The sequence below is a fragment of the Streptomyces sp. NPDC101132 genome (assembly GCF_044759225.1).
Taxonomy (GTDB): Bacteria; Actinomycetota; Actinomycetes; order Streptomycetales; family Streptomycetaceae; genus Streptomyces.
Genome location: NZ_JBIVYX010000017.1, coordinates 61160 through 79138 on the forward strand (window position 1 = coordinate 61160; position 17979 = coordinate 79138).

The 17979-nt window shown below is 73.9% G+C and carries 14 protein-coding genes; 3 read left to right on the forward strand and 11 right to left on the reverse strand.

Features of this window, described 5'->3' with window-relative positions:
• Positions 1-5 precede the first annotated feature (5 nt).
• The 3 genes from ACIQUR_RS30665 to ACIQUR_RS30675 form a co-directional block, all read right to left on the reverse strand.
• Positions 6-1067, reverse strand: a complete 1062-nt coding sequence (locus tag ACIQUR_RS30665) for an SCO0930 family lipoprotein (protein WP_403671268.1) — start codon at positions 1065-1067, stop codon at positions 6-8.
• Positions 1068-1242: 175 nt separating this feature from the next.
• The gene (locus ACIQUR_RS30670; protein ID WP_403671271.1) at positions 1243-2688 is read right to left on the reverse strand and encodes an NADH-ubiquinone oxidoreductase-F iron-sulfur binding region domain-containing protein; all 1446 of its coding nucleotides are present in this window, start codon (positions 2686-2688) and stop codon (positions 1243-1245) included.
• Complete coding sequence (locus tag ACIQUR_RS30675; protein ID WP_403671274.1) at positions 2685-3827, reverse strand: hypothetical protein; 1143 nt, start codon at positions 3825-3827, stop codon at positions 2685-2687. The genes ACIQUR_RS30670 and ACIQUR_RS30675 overlap by 4 nt, the downstream gene beginning before the upstream one ends.
• Positions 3828-4185: 358 nt before the next feature.
• On the opposite strand from ACIQUR_RS30675, the gene ACIQUR_RS30680 reads away from it, so the two are divergent.
• Entirely contained in the window at positions 4186-5703 is a 1518-nt protein-coding gene (locus tag ACIQUR_RS30680; protein ID WP_403671276.1) for a helix-turn-helix domain-containing protein, read from the forward strand.
• 729 nt (positions 5704-6432) lie between these two features.
• Here the strand turns inward: ACIQUR_RS30680 and ACIQUR_RS30685 are convergent.
• The 4 genes from ACIQUR_RS30685 to ACIQUR_RS30700 form a co-directional block, all read right to left on the reverse strand.
• A complete protein-coding gene (locus ACIQUR_RS30685; RefSeq protein ID WP_403671278.1) occupies positions 6433-7968 on the reverse strand; it encodes a DUF1996 domain-containing protein in 1536 nt (511 codons plus the stop codon).
• A gap of 10 nt (positions 7969-7978) precedes the next feature.
• The gene (locus ACIQUR_RS30690; RefSeq protein WP_403671281.1) at positions 7979-8695 is read right to left on the reverse strand and encodes a DUF4142 domain-containing protein; all 717 of its coding nucleotides are present in this window, start codon (positions 8693-8695) and stop codon (positions 7979-7981) included.
• 512 nt (positions 8696-9207) lie between these two features.
• Complete coding sequence (locus ACIQUR_RS30695) at positions 9208-11484, reverse strand: tetratricopeptide repeat protein (protein ID WP_403671283.1); 2277 nt, start codon at positions 11482-11484, stop codon at positions 9208-9210.
• Between the two features lie 408 nt (positions 11485-11892).
• The gene (locus tag ACIQUR_RS30700) at positions 11893-12336 is read right to left on the reverse strand and encodes a hypothetical protein (protein WP_403671286.1); all 444 of its coding nucleotides are present in this window, start codon (positions 12334-12336) and stop codon (positions 11893-11895) included.
• A 457-nt stretch (positions 12337-12793) separates the two neighbouring features.
• On the opposite strand from ACIQUR_RS30700, the gene ACIQUR_RS30705 reads away from it, so the two are divergent.
• Positions 12794-13033, forward strand: coding sequence for a hypothetical protein (locus tag ACIQUR_RS30705; protein WP_403671289.1), 240 nt, complete (start codon positions 12794-12796; stop codon positions 13031-13033).
• Positions 13034-13159: 126 nt separating this feature from the next.
• Here the strand turns inward: ACIQUR_RS30705 and ACIQUR_RS30710 are convergent, their stop codons facing one another.
• The gene (locus ACIQUR_RS30710) at positions 13160-14050 is read right to left on the reverse strand and encodes a S1 family peptidase (protein ID WP_403671292.1); all 891 of its coding nucleotides are present in this window, start codon (positions 14048-14050) and stop codon (positions 13160-13162) included.
• 204 nt (positions 14051-14254) lie between these two features.
• On the opposite strand from ACIQUR_RS30710, the gene ACIQUR_RS30715 reads away from it, so the two are divergent.
• Complete coding sequence (locus ACIQUR_RS30715) at positions 14255-15019, forward strand: hypothetical protein (RefSeq protein ID WP_403671295.1); 765 nt, start codon at positions 14255-14257, stop codon at positions 15017-15019.
• 237 nt (positions 15020-15256) lie between these two features.
• On the opposite strand, the gene ACIQUR_RS30720 is transcribed toward ACIQUR_RS30715, so the two are convergent.
• The 3 genes from ACIQUR_RS30720 to ACIQUR_RS30730 all read right to left on the reverse strand — a co-directional run bounded on the left by ACIQUR_RS30720 (position 15257) and on the right by ACIQUR_RS30730 (position 17969).
• Positions 15257-16072: an amino acid ABC transporter ATP-binding protein gene (locus ACIQUR_RS30720; RefSeq protein WP_403671298.1), complete on the reverse strand. Its 816-nt coding sequence runs from the start codon at positions 16070-16072 to the stop codon at positions 15257-15259.
• Positions 16069-16890, reverse strand: coding sequence for an amino acid ABC transporter permease (locus ACIQUR_RS30725; protein WP_403671512.1), 822 nt, complete (start codon positions 16888-16890; stop codon positions 16069-16071). The genes ACIQUR_RS30720 and ACIQUR_RS30725 overlap by 4 nt, the downstream gene beginning before the upstream one ends.
• A gap of 191 nt (positions 16891-17081) precedes the next feature.
• The gene (locus ACIQUR_RS30730; protein WP_403671301.1) at positions 17082-17969 is read right to left on the reverse strand and encodes an ABC transporter substrate-binding protein; all 888 of its coding nucleotides are present in this window, start codon (positions 17967-17969) and stop codon (positions 17082-17084) included.
• Positions 17970-17979: the final 10 nt, after the last annotated feature.

Genomic DNA, 17979 nt, shown 5'->3' on the forward strand with positions numbered 1-17979 from the left:
GCCGCCTACCCGGCCGCCGCCGGGGCCTTCTTGCCGGTGTCCGTGACGGCCCACCAGAGCCCCTGCGCGCCGTGCCCGTTGGTGTCGCCGGCCTTCTTGTCACCGGTGAACCAGTAAACCGGCCAGCAGTCGATGGTCAATTGCCGGGAACCGTCGGGCCGGCGAACCGATCCGACCAGTTTCCTGGAAATCCCCTCCACCTTTTCCGGATCGACGGCGGGAGCGGGCTTCCACTTTTCCAGACAGGCCCCCTTGCAGCCGAGCCGCATCGGCCAGGCGCTGTCCTTGTCGAACCGGTAGAGGGTCATTCCGGTGCCGGTCACGGCGATCTTCCCGAGGGCCGGGTCGCGGGCCACGGACAGCTGCACGCCGTCCGCCCCGCGGTCCTCCGCCCCGTTCTCCTCCGCGCCGTCCGCGGCCTTGCCGCCGTCCGGTGCGAGGGCGTGCCAGGTGCCGCCGACGCCTTCGCCCTTGGCCTGCCCCGGCGCGGTGTCCTTGGCGTAGCGGTACACCGGCCAGCCGCCCAGGGTCAGCTGCCGGGTGCCGTCGGAGCGCGTCACGGAGCCGAGCAGGGCCGGGTCCACGGAGCCGGTGGCGTCGGCGTCCGCCGCGGGGACGGGCGGCCAGGCCTTGGCGCAGTCGCCGTCGCAGGCGGACTTGGGCGGGCTGGCCGAGTCCTTGTCGAAGCGGTAGAGCGTCCAGCCCTTGCCGTCGGCCACCACGGTGCCGACGCCGGCCACGTCGCGGGCGGCGAGCCGGCCCGCGGGGCCGGTCTTGGCGCCGGCGGTGTGGTCCATGCCGGAGCCCGAGCCGCCGCCGTAGCCGCTGCCGGGGTCGGCCCCGGAGCCCCCGCCGGCGGTCCCGTAGCCGCCGTCCGACCCGGAGCCGTAGCCCGAGTCGTAGCCCGAGCCGGAGCCGCTGCCGGAGCCGATGGGACTTCCGCCGCCGGCCTCGCGTACCGAATTGCCGGCGGGGGCGGCCCTGTTCTGGGTGACGCCGCAGCCCGCGGTGAGCAGGAGCACCGCGACCGCGGAACCGATGTACTTCTCACGCCGCCTGTAACCCATTCGCTCTCCTCCGAAATTCCGGTCGGGTGTGCTTGCAGGGAAATTCAAAGGCGATTTCCGACGGCGGGTGAAGGGCCGGAGCGGAATTTATCAATTCCCGCCAAGATTGAACTCGGCTGAACTCGCCGACGCGGACGGACGTTTCCGCCTTCTCCCCCGGCCCCTTACGGAAACGTCATTCCTGGATGCGCAGCGCGAGCGCCGGGCAGCGGCGGACCGCACGGAGCGCCTTGGTGCGCAGCCGTCCGGGCACGGGCATGGCGGCCTGCGCCGGGTAGCCGTCGCGGTCCAGGACAACGATGTCGGGCAGGACGTCCGCGCACAGCCCGTGCCCCCGGCACAGCGTCCAGTCGACCACCAGCTGCTCCGGGCTGTCGTCGTCCGGCAGCGGCAGCGCGCCGAGCACCCGGCGCCCGCAGCCGGGTCCCCGGGCGTGGTCGTGGAACTCGTCGGGGAAGACGGCGAGGGCGGAGGCGACGAACCGCGCCGTCCCGTCGGGGTGGCTGCACGCACCGCGCCGCCGCACCGCCCGCATCCGCGCCTCGACGTCCTCCAGGGCGCGCCGGTCACCGCCGACCGCCGCCTCCAGTACGTCGGCCAGGGCCGGCAGCCCGCGGACGCACGGCCCGCACTGGCCGGCCGACTCGTCGGCCATCCACCGCGCCACCCGGGCCACTTCACCCGCCGGACAGGTGTCCTCCGGCAGCGGCAGCACCGCCCCCGCGCCCAGCACGGCGTCGAAGGACGCGAGGGACTGCCGGGAGACCAGCGCCGCCCGGGCGGTCCTGGGGGTGAGCCACATCCCGTGGTAGCCGCCCACCAGGACGCCCTGGCCGGGGTCCGAGCCGCAGAGCTGGAGCACGTACGGCAGGGGCACCCCGGTCGGGGTCTCCACCACCGTCCGCCCGCCGACGGTGAGGAGGGTGGTGCCGGGCTCGGCCGGCAGGCCCGCCGCGCGGTACTCCAGCGCGCCGAGCCGGGCGGCCACGGCGAGCTGCGCGAAGGTCTCGGTGTTGGAGAGCAGGGTGGGCAGGCCCGAGAGCCCCCGCTCGCTGGTGCGCACCCGCTGGCCCGAGGGGAGGGCGGGGCCGCCGCTGAGGCCGCGCACCATGGCCGAGCCCTCGCCGGTGACGAAGCGTTCGGGGAGCCGGCCCACGCGCAGCCGGCCGCCGGTGGGGCCGCGTTCGGCGATGGCCTCGCGCACCGACGCCTCCACGTCGTTCCGGGTGACGCCGATGACCACCTGTTCGGCACCGAGGGCGTCGGCCGCGAGCATCGCCCCGTCGAGAACGAGGTGCGGCACGCGCAGCAGCAGCGCGGTGTCCTTGAGGCAACTGGGCTCGCCCTCGCTGCCGTTGACGACGACGGCGGTGCGGCCGTCGCGGGCGGCCGCCGAGCGGAGCACGGCCTGGAGCTTGCGGGCGAAGGGGAAGCCGGCACCGCCGCGGCCGCGCAGGTCGGTGTTCTCGGCGAGGGCGACGAGTTCGTCGGGCCGGTGGTGCGGGAGCGAGCCGTGCTGGGTCAGGTGGCCCACCCGGTCCAGGCGCGGCGCGGCGTCGAGCCCCGCCAGCAGCCGGGGCGGGCCGACGGAGCCGAGGTTGGGCTGGGGTTCGTAGGTCATGGCCGCCGTCCCGCGTCGGAGACGAGGCGCGGCTCGGGGGGCGGCCCCGAGACGGCCAACCGCCTACCGTCGAAAGAGAGTTGGGCGGGTACGTAAGGCAGCTCGGCGGTGGGGGCCTCCGCGAAGCGGTCGGCGTCGGACCGGTACGCGGGGGCCGCCTGGGCCACGTACCCGGGCTCGGGCGGGTACCCGGGGCCCGGCTCGGGCGCGTACGCGGCGGCCGGCTCGGGCACGTACCCGCGGGCCGGCTCGGGCGGGTCCGCGGGCTCCGGCGGGGCGGCGGGTACAGCTGCGGCTGCGGCTGCGGCGGGATCCGGGGGCACGGGCGGGGCGGTGACGAAGCCGGTGCCGGCGTCCGGCGCGAACGCGGGCTTCGGCGGCGGGTCCGCGGGGCGCGGGGCGGCGCGGCGCATCCGGCGCCGCAGCCGGACGGCGATGACGGCCGCCACACCGGCCAGGCACAGGCCGTAACTCGCCGTCACCCAGGCGTCGGCGGACCGGCCCGCCTTCAGCCCGTGGACCAGCGAGGCGCCCCAGGCCGGGTACGCGCCCATGTGCAGGGCGCGCCACCACATCGACCGGCTGCGCGTGGCGAAGGCGCTGCGCACCGCGCCGGAGACGGCGACGCTCACGAAGAGGTAGCCGGCGAGCGTGCCCAGGCCCACGGCCAGCGGGCGGTCCCGGTCGGCGAAGGGGAGGACGACCGAGGCGGCACCCGTCTGCCCCTCGGCGACCTTCACCCAGATGTGCAGGGCGAGGAACCCCAGACCGGCCACGGCGAGACCGCGGTGGATGCCCTGGGCGAGCAGCCGGTGGCCGGAGCCGAGGACGGTGCGGTCGGTGGCCACCAGGCCCCACAGCACGGTGGCGGTGAGGGAGACGAGGGAGAGGACGCCCGCGCCGAAGTCGAGGAACTCCCAGGGGCTGGTGAGGGCTCCGGCCCGCGCCGCCACGGTCAGGGCGACGGCGAGGGAGACGAGGACGGCGTACTTCTGTGCGCGCCGCGCGCGTCCGGAGCCGGGGGTCAGCAGCGGCAGCCGCCGGACGGCCCGCCGCCCGGGCGTCCGGGCCGCGCCGGCGTGTCGCCTTCGGCGGCGGGCGCGGTGCGTGCGGGGCGGGTGGGTCTGGGACAGGGGCATCGAGTCTCCTGTGCGCCCGGGTACCGAGGCTCCACCTCTGGCTCGGCACCCCGGGGGTCGTGGTCGGTACCGCGCGGCAGAGCTGGGGGACCCAGGCGCCGGGGCCGGAGTGGCAGAAGCATCGTGGAGCTTCCCAACGTCTCCACAGGATTTATCGAAATGTGACAAGTTCCTGCGGGCGCGTCGCCATGGCATCGTGTAGCCCCGGAGGATTCCGTTCCAGGAGGACACCCTCCAGAAGGGAGTACGAGGGTCTCAACTCCGCTGCTGTGCAAGGAGATCGGTGGCGGAGCCGACCTCGGCAGGCCCGCTGGGTGAGCACCCGGCGGACCATACCCCGGCACGGAACGAGGTAGCGATGTGCGAACTTCTGAACCGCATCTGGTCCCGCCCACGCGGCGAGTGGACGCGGGTGCTGCGCAGGGAACTCCCTGCGCTGGCAGGGAAGATGGCGGAGGAGCTGCTGCAAGGAACCCCAGGGCTTCCGGCAGGCGCCGAAGACATGGATGACGAACTGCTCAGGCAGGCACTGGAGGAGGCCCTGCTCGTCGTACTGGGCTACCAGCCGCCCTCGGAGCGGCGGGCGTCGTCCGCCGCGGAGGGTACGCGGCAGGCACACGGGCACGGCGGGCCGCGAGGCCGCGACCGGTACGCGGACCACGGGAGCGGCGGGAACCACGAGAACCGCGAGGACGAGATCGACGCGACACGCGAGGACGACCGGCACGACGGGCGTTCCCGGCACCACGGGCACGAGGAGATGCGCAGGAGCGGCGGCTTCGGCCGCGGCGAGCACGGAAGCCGGGAGGAACACACGGGACGGGAGGACCACGCGGGCCGGCGCCACGAGGACGAGGCACGCCACGGCCAGGACCGGCTGCGCGGACACGACGGCGGTTCCGAGGGCTCCGGCCACGGGCCCGGCACGCCGGCGGCCCGGGAGCCGATCCGCATCCCCCGCCCGCGGCGGGACGAGTACGGGACGCCCGGTCACGGCGTACCGGGGCACGGAGCGCCGGGGCAGGGCGCTCCGGGTCACGGGGGCTTCGGGCACGGTGGCCCGTACGAGTCGGCCGGCCCCGATCCGGCCCGGCAGGAGCTGTTCAACGCCCTGACCGTCGGCGACTGCGGACCCACCGACGTCCACCTGGCCGAACTGGCCGCGGCCGCCGACTGGCCGCTCCCGCCGGCGATACGGGCCGTCGCCCTGGCCACGCCTGGGGAGACCCAGCAGCTCGCCGCCGAGATGGACGACGCCCTCGCCGGCATGGTGGGAGGCCAGCCGTGCCTGCTGGTCCCCAGCCCGGACGACGACGACCACGTCGCCCTGGAACCGCTGCTGCGGGGCAGGTTCGCGGCCGTCGGCCACGCCGTGCCGCTGCGCGACACGGCGTCCTCGCTTCGCTGGGCGATGCGGCTGCTGGCCCTCTCGCCCTCGCGGGCCGGCGGTGAACCGCGGCCGGTGTTCGTCGACGACCACCTGTCCACCCTGATGCTGCTCCAGGACGAGCCCCTGGCACACGCGCTGGCGGCCCGCTGGCTCCGCCCGCTGGCCGACCTCACCCCGCGCCAGAGCGAGCGGCTGGAGGTCACGCTGCTGGCCTGGCTGGAGGGCGGAGGGGCGCCGGAGGCCGCGAAGGCCCTCAGCGTGCACCCGCAGACGGTGCGCTACCGCATGCGCCAGCTGGAGAAGCTGTTCGGGCCGGACCTGCGCGACCCGCGCACCCGCTTCGAACTGGAGATGGCCCTGCGCAGCCGGCGCCTGATGGCACAGGTGCGCCGCCAGCCCGTCCGGTCCGCCCGTCGGCCGCGCCCCGTCACCACCGAGTTCCGGCCCGTGGGAGCAGGCCGCATGGCCCGAGTCAACGGCCTCTGAGTTCCACCCCCCAGCGCCGCGGCCCTTCCCCCATCCGACGGGGGAAGGGCCGCGGTGTGTCTGGGCACGGCAGCGCCGCCGTACGCACCACCCCGGCGCCGTACACCCCGTACCCCCCGAGGCGCCCCCACCCCACTCCCCCGCACACCCCCTGGCCGCCCAGGTGGGTCGTGTGGTGTGTGGGGCAGGTGCTTGACCCGTTGTGGCAGGCTGGACCGGAGGCAGGCCCGGGCCTGGGGTGGCCGAAGGCCAGGGCGAAGCCCCAAAGCCCCAGGGGTGGGCCTGCCGCAGGGCCTGCAGGCCACAACGGGTTAAGCACCGAGGGGACCCACACACCACACGACCCACCCGCCGAAGCTCCGGCGGGCGGCGGCACCCGAAGCTCCGGCAACCCGGCGGACCGGCGCAGCAGAACATCACCCGAAAGCACCGGCTGACCACCGACCCCACCCCCACACCCACCCACCCCGGCCCCCGCACACCCCCACACCACCCACCCCGGCCCCCGCACACCCCCACACCACCCACCCCGGCCCCCGCACACCCCCACACCACCCACCCCGGCCCCCGCGCACCCCCACACCACCCTCCCCCACCCCACCCCCCACACACACCAGTGCCGGCCCGAAGTCGGCTTCGGACCGGCACCGTGCCCGCGGCGGACGCGGGCGTCAGGGAGGGGGAGCGTCCGCCCCGGGGGCCTGTGAGGGGGCCGCCGGCCCCCGGCGGCTAGCGGCAGGCACGCCCGTCGTTGATGCAGCGCACCGCCCGGGCCATCAGCCCGTCCGACATCACGTTGATGAAGTCCCCGTGGTCGGTGACGGCCTTGTGCAGCTGCTCCGGGAAGCTGTCGACGGCGATCCGCGCCCCCGGCGGCACGCTGTACACGATCCGCTGCACCAGCTGCGGGATGGCGGTGAAGCCGTTGCCGCACCGGCCGTCGCGGGCCGCGGCGAAGGCCACGTGGGTGCGGTGGTTGGCGCTGTCGATGTTGCGTCCGTCCCAGCAGCTCTGGAAGGTGAAGGTGCGGACCACGTCGCTGCCGCGCGGGCAGACCGGGTACTTGTCCTTCAGCTGCCGGTTCTCGAAGCCCGTGCAGCTCCACGACGCGTTGGCGTTGGCCGTGCCGTTGGTGAAGGCCTTGGCGTCGCCGGTGATGATGCGCAGGAAGCGCGGCATCGCGGTGACCTTGCCGACGGGGCTGCCCTTGAACTGCAGGGTGACCTGCTTCGGGGTGAGGATCGTGCCGACGTTGGCGTCCTGCCCGCCGCCGGGAGCGTTCGCGTCACGTTCACGGCGGCCGTCGCGCAGGCGCAGCACCGGCCAGTAGTAGGTGGACTGGTCGCCGTTGGCGCAGGTGGTGCCGGCCGCGGCGAGGCTGTCGTTGGTGGAGAACGCGTCGGTGGAGACGTTGCCGACGTAGTCGTGCATGTGGTGCGCGCCGTTGCTGACGCCGGGCGCGACGATCACGTTGTCGGGGTTGAAGTGGCCGTTCCTGTTGCGCCCGCAGGACACGGAGAACGAGCCGGTGGAGGCGCCGTTGCGGTTCGCGGGGCGGCGGACGTTGGGCCGTACGGTCGTGATGGCGACGAAGTCGCGCCGCGAGGGCCCGCTCCGGCTGCCCGCGGGGGCCTGGGGCGTGGAGCCGCCCTGTTCCGCCTGGCCCGTCTTGACCGCGTCGGACTGCACCGAGGCCTGCTTCATCGTGCAGGCGCCGAGGCCCTCGATGTCCGAGGGGCGCCGGCTGAAGCGGCCGATGGCGTCCGCCACGCGGTCGATGCTCGCCTCCCGCTGCTGCTGGAGGTCGTCGAGCAGCCGCGCCTCCTGACCCGCCTGACCGCCGCCTCGGGCAGCCTGACCGGCCTGCCCTGCCTGGCTCTCCTCCCCCGCCTGATCTCCCTGCCCCGCCTCGCCCGCACCCTGCCCCGCCTGCCCCGCGGCCAGCTTGGCGTACGCGTCGGCGAGCTGGGCGTCGAGCTGGGCGAGGTTCGTGTCGACCTCGGCGCGGGCCTGGACGGGTACGTCGCGCAGCCGGTCGCCCACGTCGGGGCAGTCGATGGTGGCCGTCACCACCGCCGTGCCGTCCTGACCGGGTATCGCCTCCTGCCCCTGCTGCTGTTCCTGCCCCCGGTCGCCGATGCCTGCGGACGCCTGCTGGGCGATGAACGTCGCCCCGCCCGCCCCGAGGGCCAGGACGGCGGTGAGGGCGAGGATCTTGCGGGGGAACCGCGGGCGTTTGTGGCCCTGTCGACTCGGTCGGCTCAATGCGATCACTTCACTTCGTCGGGAGGATGGGGGTGGTGGGTCCGGTGGCGGCACCGGCGCCGGGCGTCGAGCCGCTCTCCAGCGCCTCGAAGTCCACGAGGCCGGTGTCCTCCAGGACCGTGATGTGGTCCAGGACCGTGGAGTTGGCGTCGGTGGCGAGCGCGCGGACCATGGAGTTCCTGGTCTGCGCCCGGATCTGCCCCACGAGCGCGAAGACCTTGCCGTGCGCCTGGCGCAGCAGGTGAACGAAGAGGCGCTCGTACGCGTCGCCCTGCGACCGGTCGAGCTCGGAGAGCCAGCCCTGCTGCTGCTCGTTCGGCTGGTTGGGCAGGTCGAGGCCGAGCGCCTGGCCGGTCTCGATGGCGCGCCGGTCCAGCTCGGTGTGGCCCTCGACCAGGTGCTCCCCGACGGTGCGCACCGATTCACGGGCGCCGCGTTGCATCGCCTGGCGGCCGGCGGGCAGTTCCCACAGGCCGGCGAGCCGTACCCGGCGGACGAAGTCCCGGTCCTGGGCGGTCAGCGGTCCGTACGGCGTGCTGAGCGTGCCGGCCCCGTCGTCACCGGTGACCGTCGCGGCGGCGGCCGGGGAGCGCCCGCCGAACGCGTCCACCGGGATCAGCAGCGCGACCAGCGTGAGCGCCAGGGCGCCGATGACGACACCTCCGGCGAGCACGTGTCTCGTCGTGTCCGGCAGCCCGCTGATGGACCGTCGACGCAGTGGCAGCACGGTGCCCTCCTCGCTCCGGGTACCGGGCGGGGTGCACCACGCACCGCCGTCCCGGGGGGTGCGACGGGACGCTAGTCCCGCCCGACGCCCCCGGCGGCAACTGCATCACCATCCGACAAACACCCGGACACGCACACGATTCCCTGCTATAGTCCGCGCGAGGTCGCCCCCTTCAAGACCCCGCTCTCCGCCGACGCGATCACGCCTGCGCCGCCGACTGCGTGATCGGGGGCGGAAGAACGCAAGCCCGGGCAACGACTGGGCGGCTTGCCGGCGCCGTCACGGGGCCCGCAGCGGCCGTCGCGAGGCAGGTCGTCGTCGGTAGGCCGGTGTGCCTTGCGCCTTGCGCCTCGCACCTTCGAAGGATTACGGGATCTTCACATCGCCAACGGCGGACACCACACCCGAAGTGTCCACGGGAACCTTCGTCTCGCTCAGTTTGAGAAGTGTCCTACAAATGACGACATACGAGAACACAGTCGCCGCGGCCTGTAGCCAAATCCCTCAGATGGTCACTCGCAGGAATCCGATGGAAGAGGATTCTCCCTGAGCCAGCGTCGCACTGCCGCCGCATCCTGGGGCTTTTCGAGCGCGTCCAGCAGTTGCGCCTGCAGGCCCGCGACCGCGCGGAGCGCCGGAAGGAGCGAGGGCATCGCTGCTACGTGACGCTGGTAGCACGCCCCAGCAGCGCTTACGGCACTCAGCGCCCCAGACAGATCACCTCCGGAAGCCAGTAGCAGGGCCAAGATGGTCAGCGAGTTGGCGAGGTCGGGTGAGTGGGCGGCGGAGTTGAGAGCCGCCAACCGCCTCCGGACCTCCACCGCCTCCTCAATCACAGCCAAGGCTTCCTCCCGCCGCCCTTCACCCAGCAGGAAAGCACCGAGGTTGGACAACGTGCCGGCGAGGTTGGGTTCGTGAGCAGCCCGGTTGGCCGCCGCCAACCGCCTGTAGATCGCCACCGCCTCCTCAGTGGCAGCCAAAGCCTCCTCCCGCCGCCCCACCCCCGACAGGCGGTTGCCCAAGTTGGACAGCGCGCCGGCAAGATCAGGCGCGTAGGCAGCCGCGTTGGCCGCCGCCAACCTCCGGTGAACCGCCACCGCCTCCTCGCTGACAGCCAAAGCCTCCTCCCGCCGCCCCACCTCCGCCAGGAGAGCACCGAGATTGGACAACGAGACGGCGAAGTCCGGCTCGTGGACGGCCGCGTTGGCCGCCAATCGCCGGTAAACCGCCACTGCCTCTTCGGTGGCAGCCAAGGCCTCCTCCCGCCGCCCCACTTCCAGCAGCCGAGCGCCGAGGTTGGTCAGCGCGCCGGCAAGGTGGGGCTCGTAGTCGGCCGCGTCGGCTGCCGCCAACCGCCGTTGGATCGCCACAGCCTCCTCGGTGACAGCCAAGGCTTCTTCCCGCCGCCCCACCCCCGACAGCCCGATGCCGAGGTTGGACAACGCGCCGGCGAGGTTGGGGGCGTGTCCGGGGTGGGTGCGGGTGAGGTCGTGCCAGGCTCGCACGGCATCTCGGCCGGTCGTGAGGGCCTCGCTGCGCAGTCCGGCGTAGTGCCGGCGGGTCGCGAGGTTCTGGTAGACGTGGGCGCGGGACAAGGGGTCCTCGGTGCCGGCCAGGCGGTGGTGGGCCAGACGGGCGGTGAGGGCGGCGATGCCGACGTCGAGGTCGGTGTGTCGGCCCGCGGGGAGGTGGGGCTCGATGGCTTCCAGGACGGTGAGGTCGAGGGTGTCGAGACCGGCCAGACGGGCCAGGGCGGTGCCGCCCGCGTGCAGGGCGAGTTCGGGCCGGGCCTTGAGCAGCGGGTAGAGCTGGCCGGTGGCGACGTGGGGCCAGCGGCGGGCCGTTTCGATCAGTACCGCCAGCGCATCGCGTGTCCACGGCGTCGGCACGCCCGGGTCCTCGGTGGCCAGGAGGCGGTGGGCGGCTTCGTGGGCCCAGTCGTCGGTGGCCGCCCCGGGCACCGGGTGGGGGCCGCCGGGGTCGTCGGGGCGGGCCGGGGTGGAAAGGCCGAGGAAGTCTTCACCCAGGCGGTCCGGGTAGAGCGGTTCCAGCACCGTGACGGTACGGGCGGGGTCGGTGTACGAAGCGGGGTAGCAGTAGCGGTGGTCGTCCAGGAGGGTGTTGGCGGCGGCCGTGGAGTCGGCGAGCCCGACTTGGCGGAGAGCACTCCAGCCGTGGGAGCGCGCCAGGGGGCGTGTGAGGGTGGCGGTCCGTACCGTGCGGCCCATCGCCTCAGGGCTGGTGCTCAGCGGCTGGGAGGCGCGCTGGTGCAGGGCGCTCCAGTGGGCGCGTTCGCGTTTGAGGAGGTAGGCGGAGGCACGGGCGGGGTTGGTGGGGGCGGCCTCGCCACGGAGGGCGGCGTCAACGGCGGCCAGAGCGGCGATGTGGATGGTCAGGACCTGGGCGTAATCGTCCTCGGTGTCCAGGTCCAGGGGCGGGCCGATGCGGGCGGCGCGGTCCGCGGGCAGGCCGAGGTGGTCGGCGAAGCGGTCGCGGGCCTGGACGAAGAGGGCGGCGCGTGCTCGTGACTGATCGGCCAGTGGCGGCAGCGGGTGGAGTTCGGCCGGGATGTCGAGCTCGTCGCCGATCCAGGTGTCCAGGTTCTCCCACCATTCCCCCGGCCGGGCGGGCGAGCAGCAGGATGCGCACCGGGGCGCCAGTCCGGCGCCAGAGTGGATCTTGCAGAAGCTTGCGCAGATCGGGGACGGGCCAGCGTTCGGCGTAGTCGACCACGAGGAGGAACCCGTTGCCCGCTTCGGACGGCGGGTCGGTGGCGATCGGTTCGGCACCGGTCTCGTTGACGACCGCCTGCCAGACAGTCCACCCCGCGGCGCGGCTCAGGCCGACGAAGTGGGCGGCGAGGCGGGTCTTGCCCTGCCCTCCGGGGCCGTGCAGGAGCCTGACGGCGAACCTGTCCGCCGGATCGTCGCGCCAGCGGGCCAGATCGCCGAGGTCCTTCTGCCTGCCGGTGAAGGGCACGACCTGATGGGCGGCCCGCAGCAGCCTGGAGGGCTGCTCGGCCAGCACCCGGGCCCGTACCGGACGGGGGTCGGCGGGGAAGCCCTCGATCCGGTAGGCAGGCTTCCACTGGTACACGAACTGGACGTGCTGGGTCGAGAAGGGCCCGGTCTGGAACGCGGCTGGGCCGTGGAAGGCGTTGCCGCGCACTCCGTCCCCTGCGCCCGGTTCCGGGTGAGTCATGCCTGGGGGCCGAAGCGGACGTCCTGTCGGTTGTGGTTGCCTGCCTGGAAGGCGGTATGGCCGTGGAAGGTGTTTCCGGACACGAGACCGACACCACCGGAGGACGCCGACGCGGCCTCCTTCAGCAGCTGCTCCAGCTCTGTGGCGGCCCGGGCGCGCTGCTCGTCGTCGCCCATGTCTTCGAGCACCGCCTCGATGCGGGTCTGCCACACGGCTTCCTGCCGTGTCCGCACCTGCTCTGCGGTGCCGGCGTCGGTGGCAGCCAGGGCGGCCGCGCTGCGGTCCAACCGCTCCAGCTCTCCGCGTTCGCGTGACTCATCCCCGCGCCCGAACCACCGCGCCAGCCGGCTGCGCAGTCCCTCCCAGGCATCGCTTCCCGCTGCCTGGACCACCGCGGCACCCCCTGCTGCGGCCAATGCCGTCAACGCCTCAGGCAGCATCGTGTCCCCCTGCTGTCGTTCATGTGCCCTGCCGGTCGGACTGAGACCGTAGCGCCCTTTCGGTACGTACGCAGGGTCTTCGCCGGATATACGGAGAGCCACGCCCCCGCCCCTCGTCGTCGGCGTCAACCGAGGCTGCCAAGGCACCCGTTGGAGGGGCAACGGGAGCAAATCGGCGCGGTGTGGGGGCGGTTGCGCCAGGGTGGGGCGGGTGCGTCGATCGCTTCTGCTGCCGTTGGTTCTGTGCGTGTTGCTGGCCGGTTCGGGATGTACGGCCGTGGGGCCTGACGGTGGGGTGCCGCCGGCAGGTCCCGCGCCCCGGGGGCGGCCGCCCGTGCCGGTGGCGGTCCAGACGCCGGGGGCCGCGCGGGAGGAGTGGGGGCCCGTACCGCAGTTGTCGGCGGAGCCGCCCGTACATGCTGGGAGCAGTGCGCCCCGGCAGGTGCGTCACCCGGTCGTGGCGCCGCCGCGGAAGGCGGAGCGCCCGCGCAGGGCCCGCCCGGCCGCCCCGGCCGCCGCGCGGCCCGAGCAGCGGCGGAAGCCGGCCCGGCGGGCCGTGCCGGTCCGCAGCCCGCGGCCCGGGCCCGCGCCGGTCCGGGCGCCGGGACGCGTCGACATGGCGCGGCTGTGCGCGCAGTCGCAGGGCATCACCTCGCCCGCGCTCACCCGCCTGTGCCACGACGCCTACGGCCGCTGAGCCGGAGCGCGGCCGGGGGGGACGGGCGGGCCGGGTGCCCGCCGCACCGCCCCGCCGCACCGCCCCGCCGTGACGGCGTACGGACGGTGCGGCGGGGACGGGATCAGCGGACGGGAGCGGCCGGGATCAGCGGCCCAGGAGCTTCAGCATCCGCTTGCCCTCACGGGACTCCGCGAGGGTGTTCCACAGCTTGGCGGAGCTGGTGGAGGCGTAGACGCCGGGCGCACCCTGCTCGGCGCAGCCCTCGCCGTACGAGACGATGCCGATCTGGTACGTACGGCCGGCCACCACGCGGAACAGCGGACCGCCGCTGTCGCCCTGGCAGGAGTCCTTGCCCTCGACGCCGGCGCAGACGTTGACGGCCTGGTTGTAGCCGGGGTACGTGGCCTTGCACTCGGGGTGCGACAGCAGCGGCACCGAGACCCCGCGCAGCCGGTCGGGGTAGTGGGTCAGGTCGGTGTCGGTGTTGCCCCAGCCGATGACCTTGGCCTTGGCGCCGGGGCGCAGCAGGGCGTCGGTGCCGGCGGTGGGCAGCTTCACGGGGACGATGCCGGTGACCGGGCGCTCCAGTTCGAGCAGCGCCAGGTCGAAGGCCTCGTCACCCTTGACGTAGCGGGGGTGGGACACGATGGTGCGGACCGAACGCAGCTGGCCCTGGCTCTTCTTGGACAGCACGGTGCGGCCGACGGTGACCTCGAGCTGCTTGGCGTTGGCGCCGGTCACGCAGTGCGCCGCCGTGAGGATCACGTCGGGGCTGATGAGGCTGCCGCCGCAGAACTGGCGCTGCACGGGGCTGGCGGTGCCCTTGGAGAGCAGGGCGGCCATCCACGGGTAGGCGCCGTCGGACTGCTCCTTGCCGCCGATGATGCCGACGGGCGCCTTGCCGCCGCCCGCGGGCGGGACGGGGGCCGCGGCGGCCGCGGTGGCGGCCGGCGCGACGAGCGCCAGGGCGGCGGCCGCGGCGGCTCCGAGGGAGGCTATCCGGCGCGCGCGCCGGCCGGGCAGGATCTTGCTCATTGGGGGGTGGTCTCCTGTGTCTCGACGGGACGCCGGCGGCCCGGTCACCGCGGTGGCTCCGAACCGGCCGGCACGTACCGAGAGACGAGACTGCGTTCGGGTTCCGGAGGTTCATTCCCCGGCCGGAATTCGCCGAAGGTCGTCCGAAATACGGTGAACCGCCCCGCCACCGGGCCTCCACCCACCCTCGGGAACACTGGGCGGATGCGGCGGATGGCGTGGCGGGACGAGCAGGCACGGGAGGACGCCCGGCACTGGCTGACCGAGGACGGGGTGGTCCAGGTCGCCGAGGACGCGTGGACGGACGGCGGGACCCCGGACGGACGGCTGACCGCGAACCAGGTCGCGCACGAGTGGGCCGAGCTGGCCCTCACCGACGAGCGGTTCAGCGCGGCGGAGCAGGTACGGCTGGCGTTCGGGCTGCTCGACCTCCTCGACGACTACCGCGTGGCCTGGGAGTTCCACCTCGTGGACCGGGGCCCGCACGGCCCGCTGCCCACGGGCCCGCTGTGGGAGGGGTACCGGCGGCGCCTGGAGGGGACCGAGGCCGCGGAGGCGGTCACGTACTCCCTCTGGGTCGACTGGTTCGAGGACCGCGCCACCTCGGCCACCGCCTTCCACGAGGTGCTGGGCCGCGACGCCGGCCGGCTGGCCGACGGTACGGCCGGGCCCGGGCTGCTCAACCGGGCCCGGCACGTACTGGAGTGCTCGGGCCCGGTCCCGTGGCCGGTCAAGGAGGCGGCGTACGAGGCGGCCGCGCTGGTCCCCGAGCTGCACCCGGCCGTGTTCCGCGGCATCCTCACGAGCTACCACGACCTGTACGGCGACCTCCGCCCCGCCCCGGCACTGGCCCTGCTCTCACGCCTGTCCCTCCCGGAGGACACCCGGCACCTCGCCCCGCTCCGCACGGCCCTGGCCGCCGGCCACACCAGCCACCACCGCAACCCCGAAGCCTGGCCGGAGTCGTAGCGACCGCGGCGGCTGGGACCTGTCCGGGCGAGTGAGGTAGAAGGAAGGCATGGACACCGCCGCACTTGAGCAGCTGCTGGACGAGACCTTCGATCACGCCGTCGTGCACCAGACCTCCAGGTGAGCGAGGTCCCGGTGGGATACGCACCCTTCGTCACGGAGTAGGGATCGTGGTTCGGGACGTGGAAGACCGTCTGCGAACGCCACGACCCGCACCCGTGATCGGCCGGGCAAGTCCTACGCGGAGGGGGTGAGGCGGTGGAGGAAGCGGCGGGTGCGGGGTTCCGTGGGGTGGTCCAGGACCTGGTGCGGGGTGCCGCGTTCGCGGACCACGCCGCCGTCCAGGAAGCACACCTGGTCGGCGACCTCGCGGGCGAAGGCCATCTCGTGCGTGGCCAGGACCATCGTCATGCCCTCGTCCTTGAGGCCGCGTACGACGGTCAGGACCTCTCCGACCAGCTCCGGGTCCAGGGCCGCGGTGATCTCGTCCAGCAGGAGCAGCCGGGGGCGGACGGCGAGGGCGCGGACGATGGCGGCGCGCTGCTGCTGCCCGCCGCTGAGGCGGTCCGGGTACGCGTCCGCCTTGTCGCCGAGGCCGAGGCGCTCCAGGAGTTCCCTGGCCCGGTCCTCCGCCTCGGCGCGCGGGAGGCGGTGGACGCGCCGCGGGGCGAGCGTGACGTTGTCGAGGACGGTCATGTGCGGGAAGAGGTTGTACGCCTGGAAGACGACGCCGATCCGCCGCCGCACCGCGTCCGCGTCGGCGCGCGGGTCGGTGATGTCCTGCCCGTCCAGCAGGATCGCCCCGTCGTCGATGTCCTCCAGCAGCGCGGCGCAGCGCAGCAGCGTGGACTTCCCCGAGCCGGAGGCGCCGATCAGGGCGGTCACGGTGTGCGGCGCCACGTCGAGGGTGACGTCGCGCAGCACCGGGGTGCCGGTGCCCTCGCGCCCGTAGGTCTTGCGGACCGACTCGAAGCGGAGCACCGGTTCCGGGTGCGCGTCGGCGGGGGTCGGGTGCGCATCGCCGGCGGTCGGGTGCGCGTTGGTGGCGGTCATACGAGGCCTCCCTGGGCGCGGCGGCGTTCGGTCCGGGCGGTGATCCAGTCGGTGTACCGGGTCATCGGGATGGTGATCGCGACGAAGATCAGCCCGGCGACGACGTACGGGGTGAAGTTGAACTCCTTGCCGACGACGATCTGCGCGGCGTACACGGCCTCGACCACCCCGCCGATCGAGACCAGGCTGGTGTCCTTCTGGAGGGAGACCAGATCGTTGAGGAGCGGGGGGACGACACGCCGTACGGCCTGCGGCAGGACCACGTACCGCAGGGTCTGGAGGCCGGACAGGCCGAGCGAGCGGGCGGCGGCGCGCTGGGACGGGTGGACGGACTCGATGCCGGCCCGGAACACCTCGGCGAGGTAGGCGGAGTACGTGACGACCAGCGCGATCCCGGCGAGGACCACGGGGTCGGTGGGGACACCCTGGAGCCGGAGGGCCGGCACGCCGAGGACCATGCTGAGGATGTTGATGATGAGCGGCAGGCCGCGGAAGAAGTCGGTGTACGCGGCCGCCAGCACCCGGAGGGGCAGCAGGACGGGGCCCTTCAGGGTGCGGGCGACGGCGATGAGCATGCCCAGGACCAGGGCGGCCGAGCCGCAGACCACCAGGAGGCGGATGTTCAGCCACAGGCCCTGGAGGACGGCCGGGAGCGCCTCGCGGGCGTAGTGCAGGTCGAAGAAGGTGGCGCGGGTCCGGGGCCAGCCGGGCGAGTTGACGACGACCAGGACGAGCACGGCGCCGGTGAGCAGGGTGGAGGCGGTGGCGACCAGGGCGGCCCGGCGGGCGCGGGCCCGGCGTATCCGCTCGCGTTCGATGCGGCGGGCGGAGGGGACGTAGCCGTCGGAGGGGTCGTCGGGGTCCTGGGGTGCGTGCCGGGTGTGCGGGGCGCTCGGGGGGTCCTGCGGGGCGGGGATGCCGGTCGCGGCATCCGCGCCGTCCGTCGTTCCCCCGTCCTTCGTTCCCCCGTCCGTCGTTCCCCCGTCCGTCGTTCCCCCGTCCTTCAGGCTCACTTCAGCACCGGCGCGGCGGCCGCGTCGGACAGCCACTGCTTCTCGAGCGCGGCCAGGGTGCCGTCCTCGCGCAGGCCGTCGACGGCGGCGCTGACGCAGGCGGTGAGGCGGCTGCCCTTGTCCAGGACGAGGCCGAACTGCTCCGGCTCGCCGGCGGTGGGCTCGAACTGGCCCACGATCTTCGCCTCGGGCACCTCGGCGGAGGTGATGTAGAAGGCGGTGGGCAGGTCCACGACGATGGCGTCGACCTGGCCGTTGCCCAGGGCGGCCTTCGCGAAGTCGTTCTTCTGGAAGACCGCGGGCTGCTGCGCCGGCTTGATCTGCTCGTTGATCACGTCGAGGCTGGTGGTGCCCACCTGGGCGCCGAGCTTGGCCGACTTGAGGTCGGCGAGGGTCTTCGCGCCGGCCGCCTTCGAGGTCTTGAGGGCGATCACGGCCTGCCGGACGTCGTAGTAGCCGGACGAGAAGTCCACGGCCTTGCGCCGGTCGTCGCTGATCGAGACCTGGTTGACGTCGAAGTCGAAGGTCTTGGCGCCGGGCGCGAAGGAGCTGTTGAAGGGGACGGTGGTCCAGGTGACGTCGGAGCGCGCGAAGCCGAGGCGTTCGGCCACCGCGTACGCCACGGCGGATTCGAAGCCCTTGCCGTTCGACGGGGCGTCGTCCTGGAACCAGGGCGCGTAGGCCGGCTTGTCCGTGCCGATGGTCAGCCTGCCCGACTGCCGGGTCGCGAGCGTGCCCTTCGCGCAGGCGCCCTGGGTGCCGGTGGCGGAGGGCGCGGCCTTGGGGTCCTGGGGCTCGGGCTGCGGGGCGCAGGCCGTCGCGGTGGCGAGGGCGAGTGCGGCGGCGCAGGCGAGACGGCGGAGAACGGGGTGGGTGAGACGCATGGCCGGAGGT

What these genes read in the sequence shown, in the direction of transcription:
- ACIQUR_RS30665 (WP_403671268.1), bottom strand. Translation starts at nt 1,067, where the DNA reads ATGGGTTACAGGCGGCGTGAGAAGTACATCGGTTCCGCGGTCGCGGTG.
- ACIQUR_RS30670 (WP_403671271.1), bottom strand. Translation starts at nt 2,688, where the DNA reads ATGACCTACGAACCCCAGCCCAACCTCGGCTCCGTCGGCCCGCCCCGG.
- ACIQUR_RS30675 (WP_403671274.1), bottom strand. Translation starts at nt 3,827, where the DNA reads ATGCCCCTGTCCCAGACCCACCCGCCCCGCACGCACCGCGCCCGCCGC.
- ACIQUR_RS30680 (WP_403671276.1), top strand. Translation starts at nt 4,186, where the DNA reads ATGTGCGAACTTCTGAACCGCATCTGGTCCCGCCCACGCGGCGAGTGG.
- ACIQUR_RS30700 (WP_403671286.1), bottom strand. Translation starts at nt 12,336, where the DNA reads ATGCTGCCTGAGGCGTTGACGGCATTGGCCGCAGCAGGGGGTGCCGCG.
- ACIQUR_RS30710 (WP_403671292.1), bottom strand. Translation starts at nt 14,050, where the DNA reads ATGAGCAAGATCCTGCCCGGCCGGCGCGCGCGCCGGATAGCCTCCCTC.
- ACIQUR_RS30715 (WP_403671295.1), top strand. Translation starts at nt 14,255, where the DNA reads ATGCGGCGGATGGCGTGGCGGGACGAGCAGGCACGGGAGGACGCCCGG.
- ACIQUR_RS30720 (WP_403671298.1), bottom strand. Translation starts at nt 16,072, where the DNA reads ATGACCGCCACCAACGCGCACCCGACCGCCGGCGATGCGCACCCGACC.
- ACIQUR_RS30730 (WP_403671301.1), bottom strand. Translation starts at nt 17,969, where the DNA reads ATGCGTCTCACCCACCCCGTTCTCCGCCGTCTCGCCTGCGCCGCCGCA.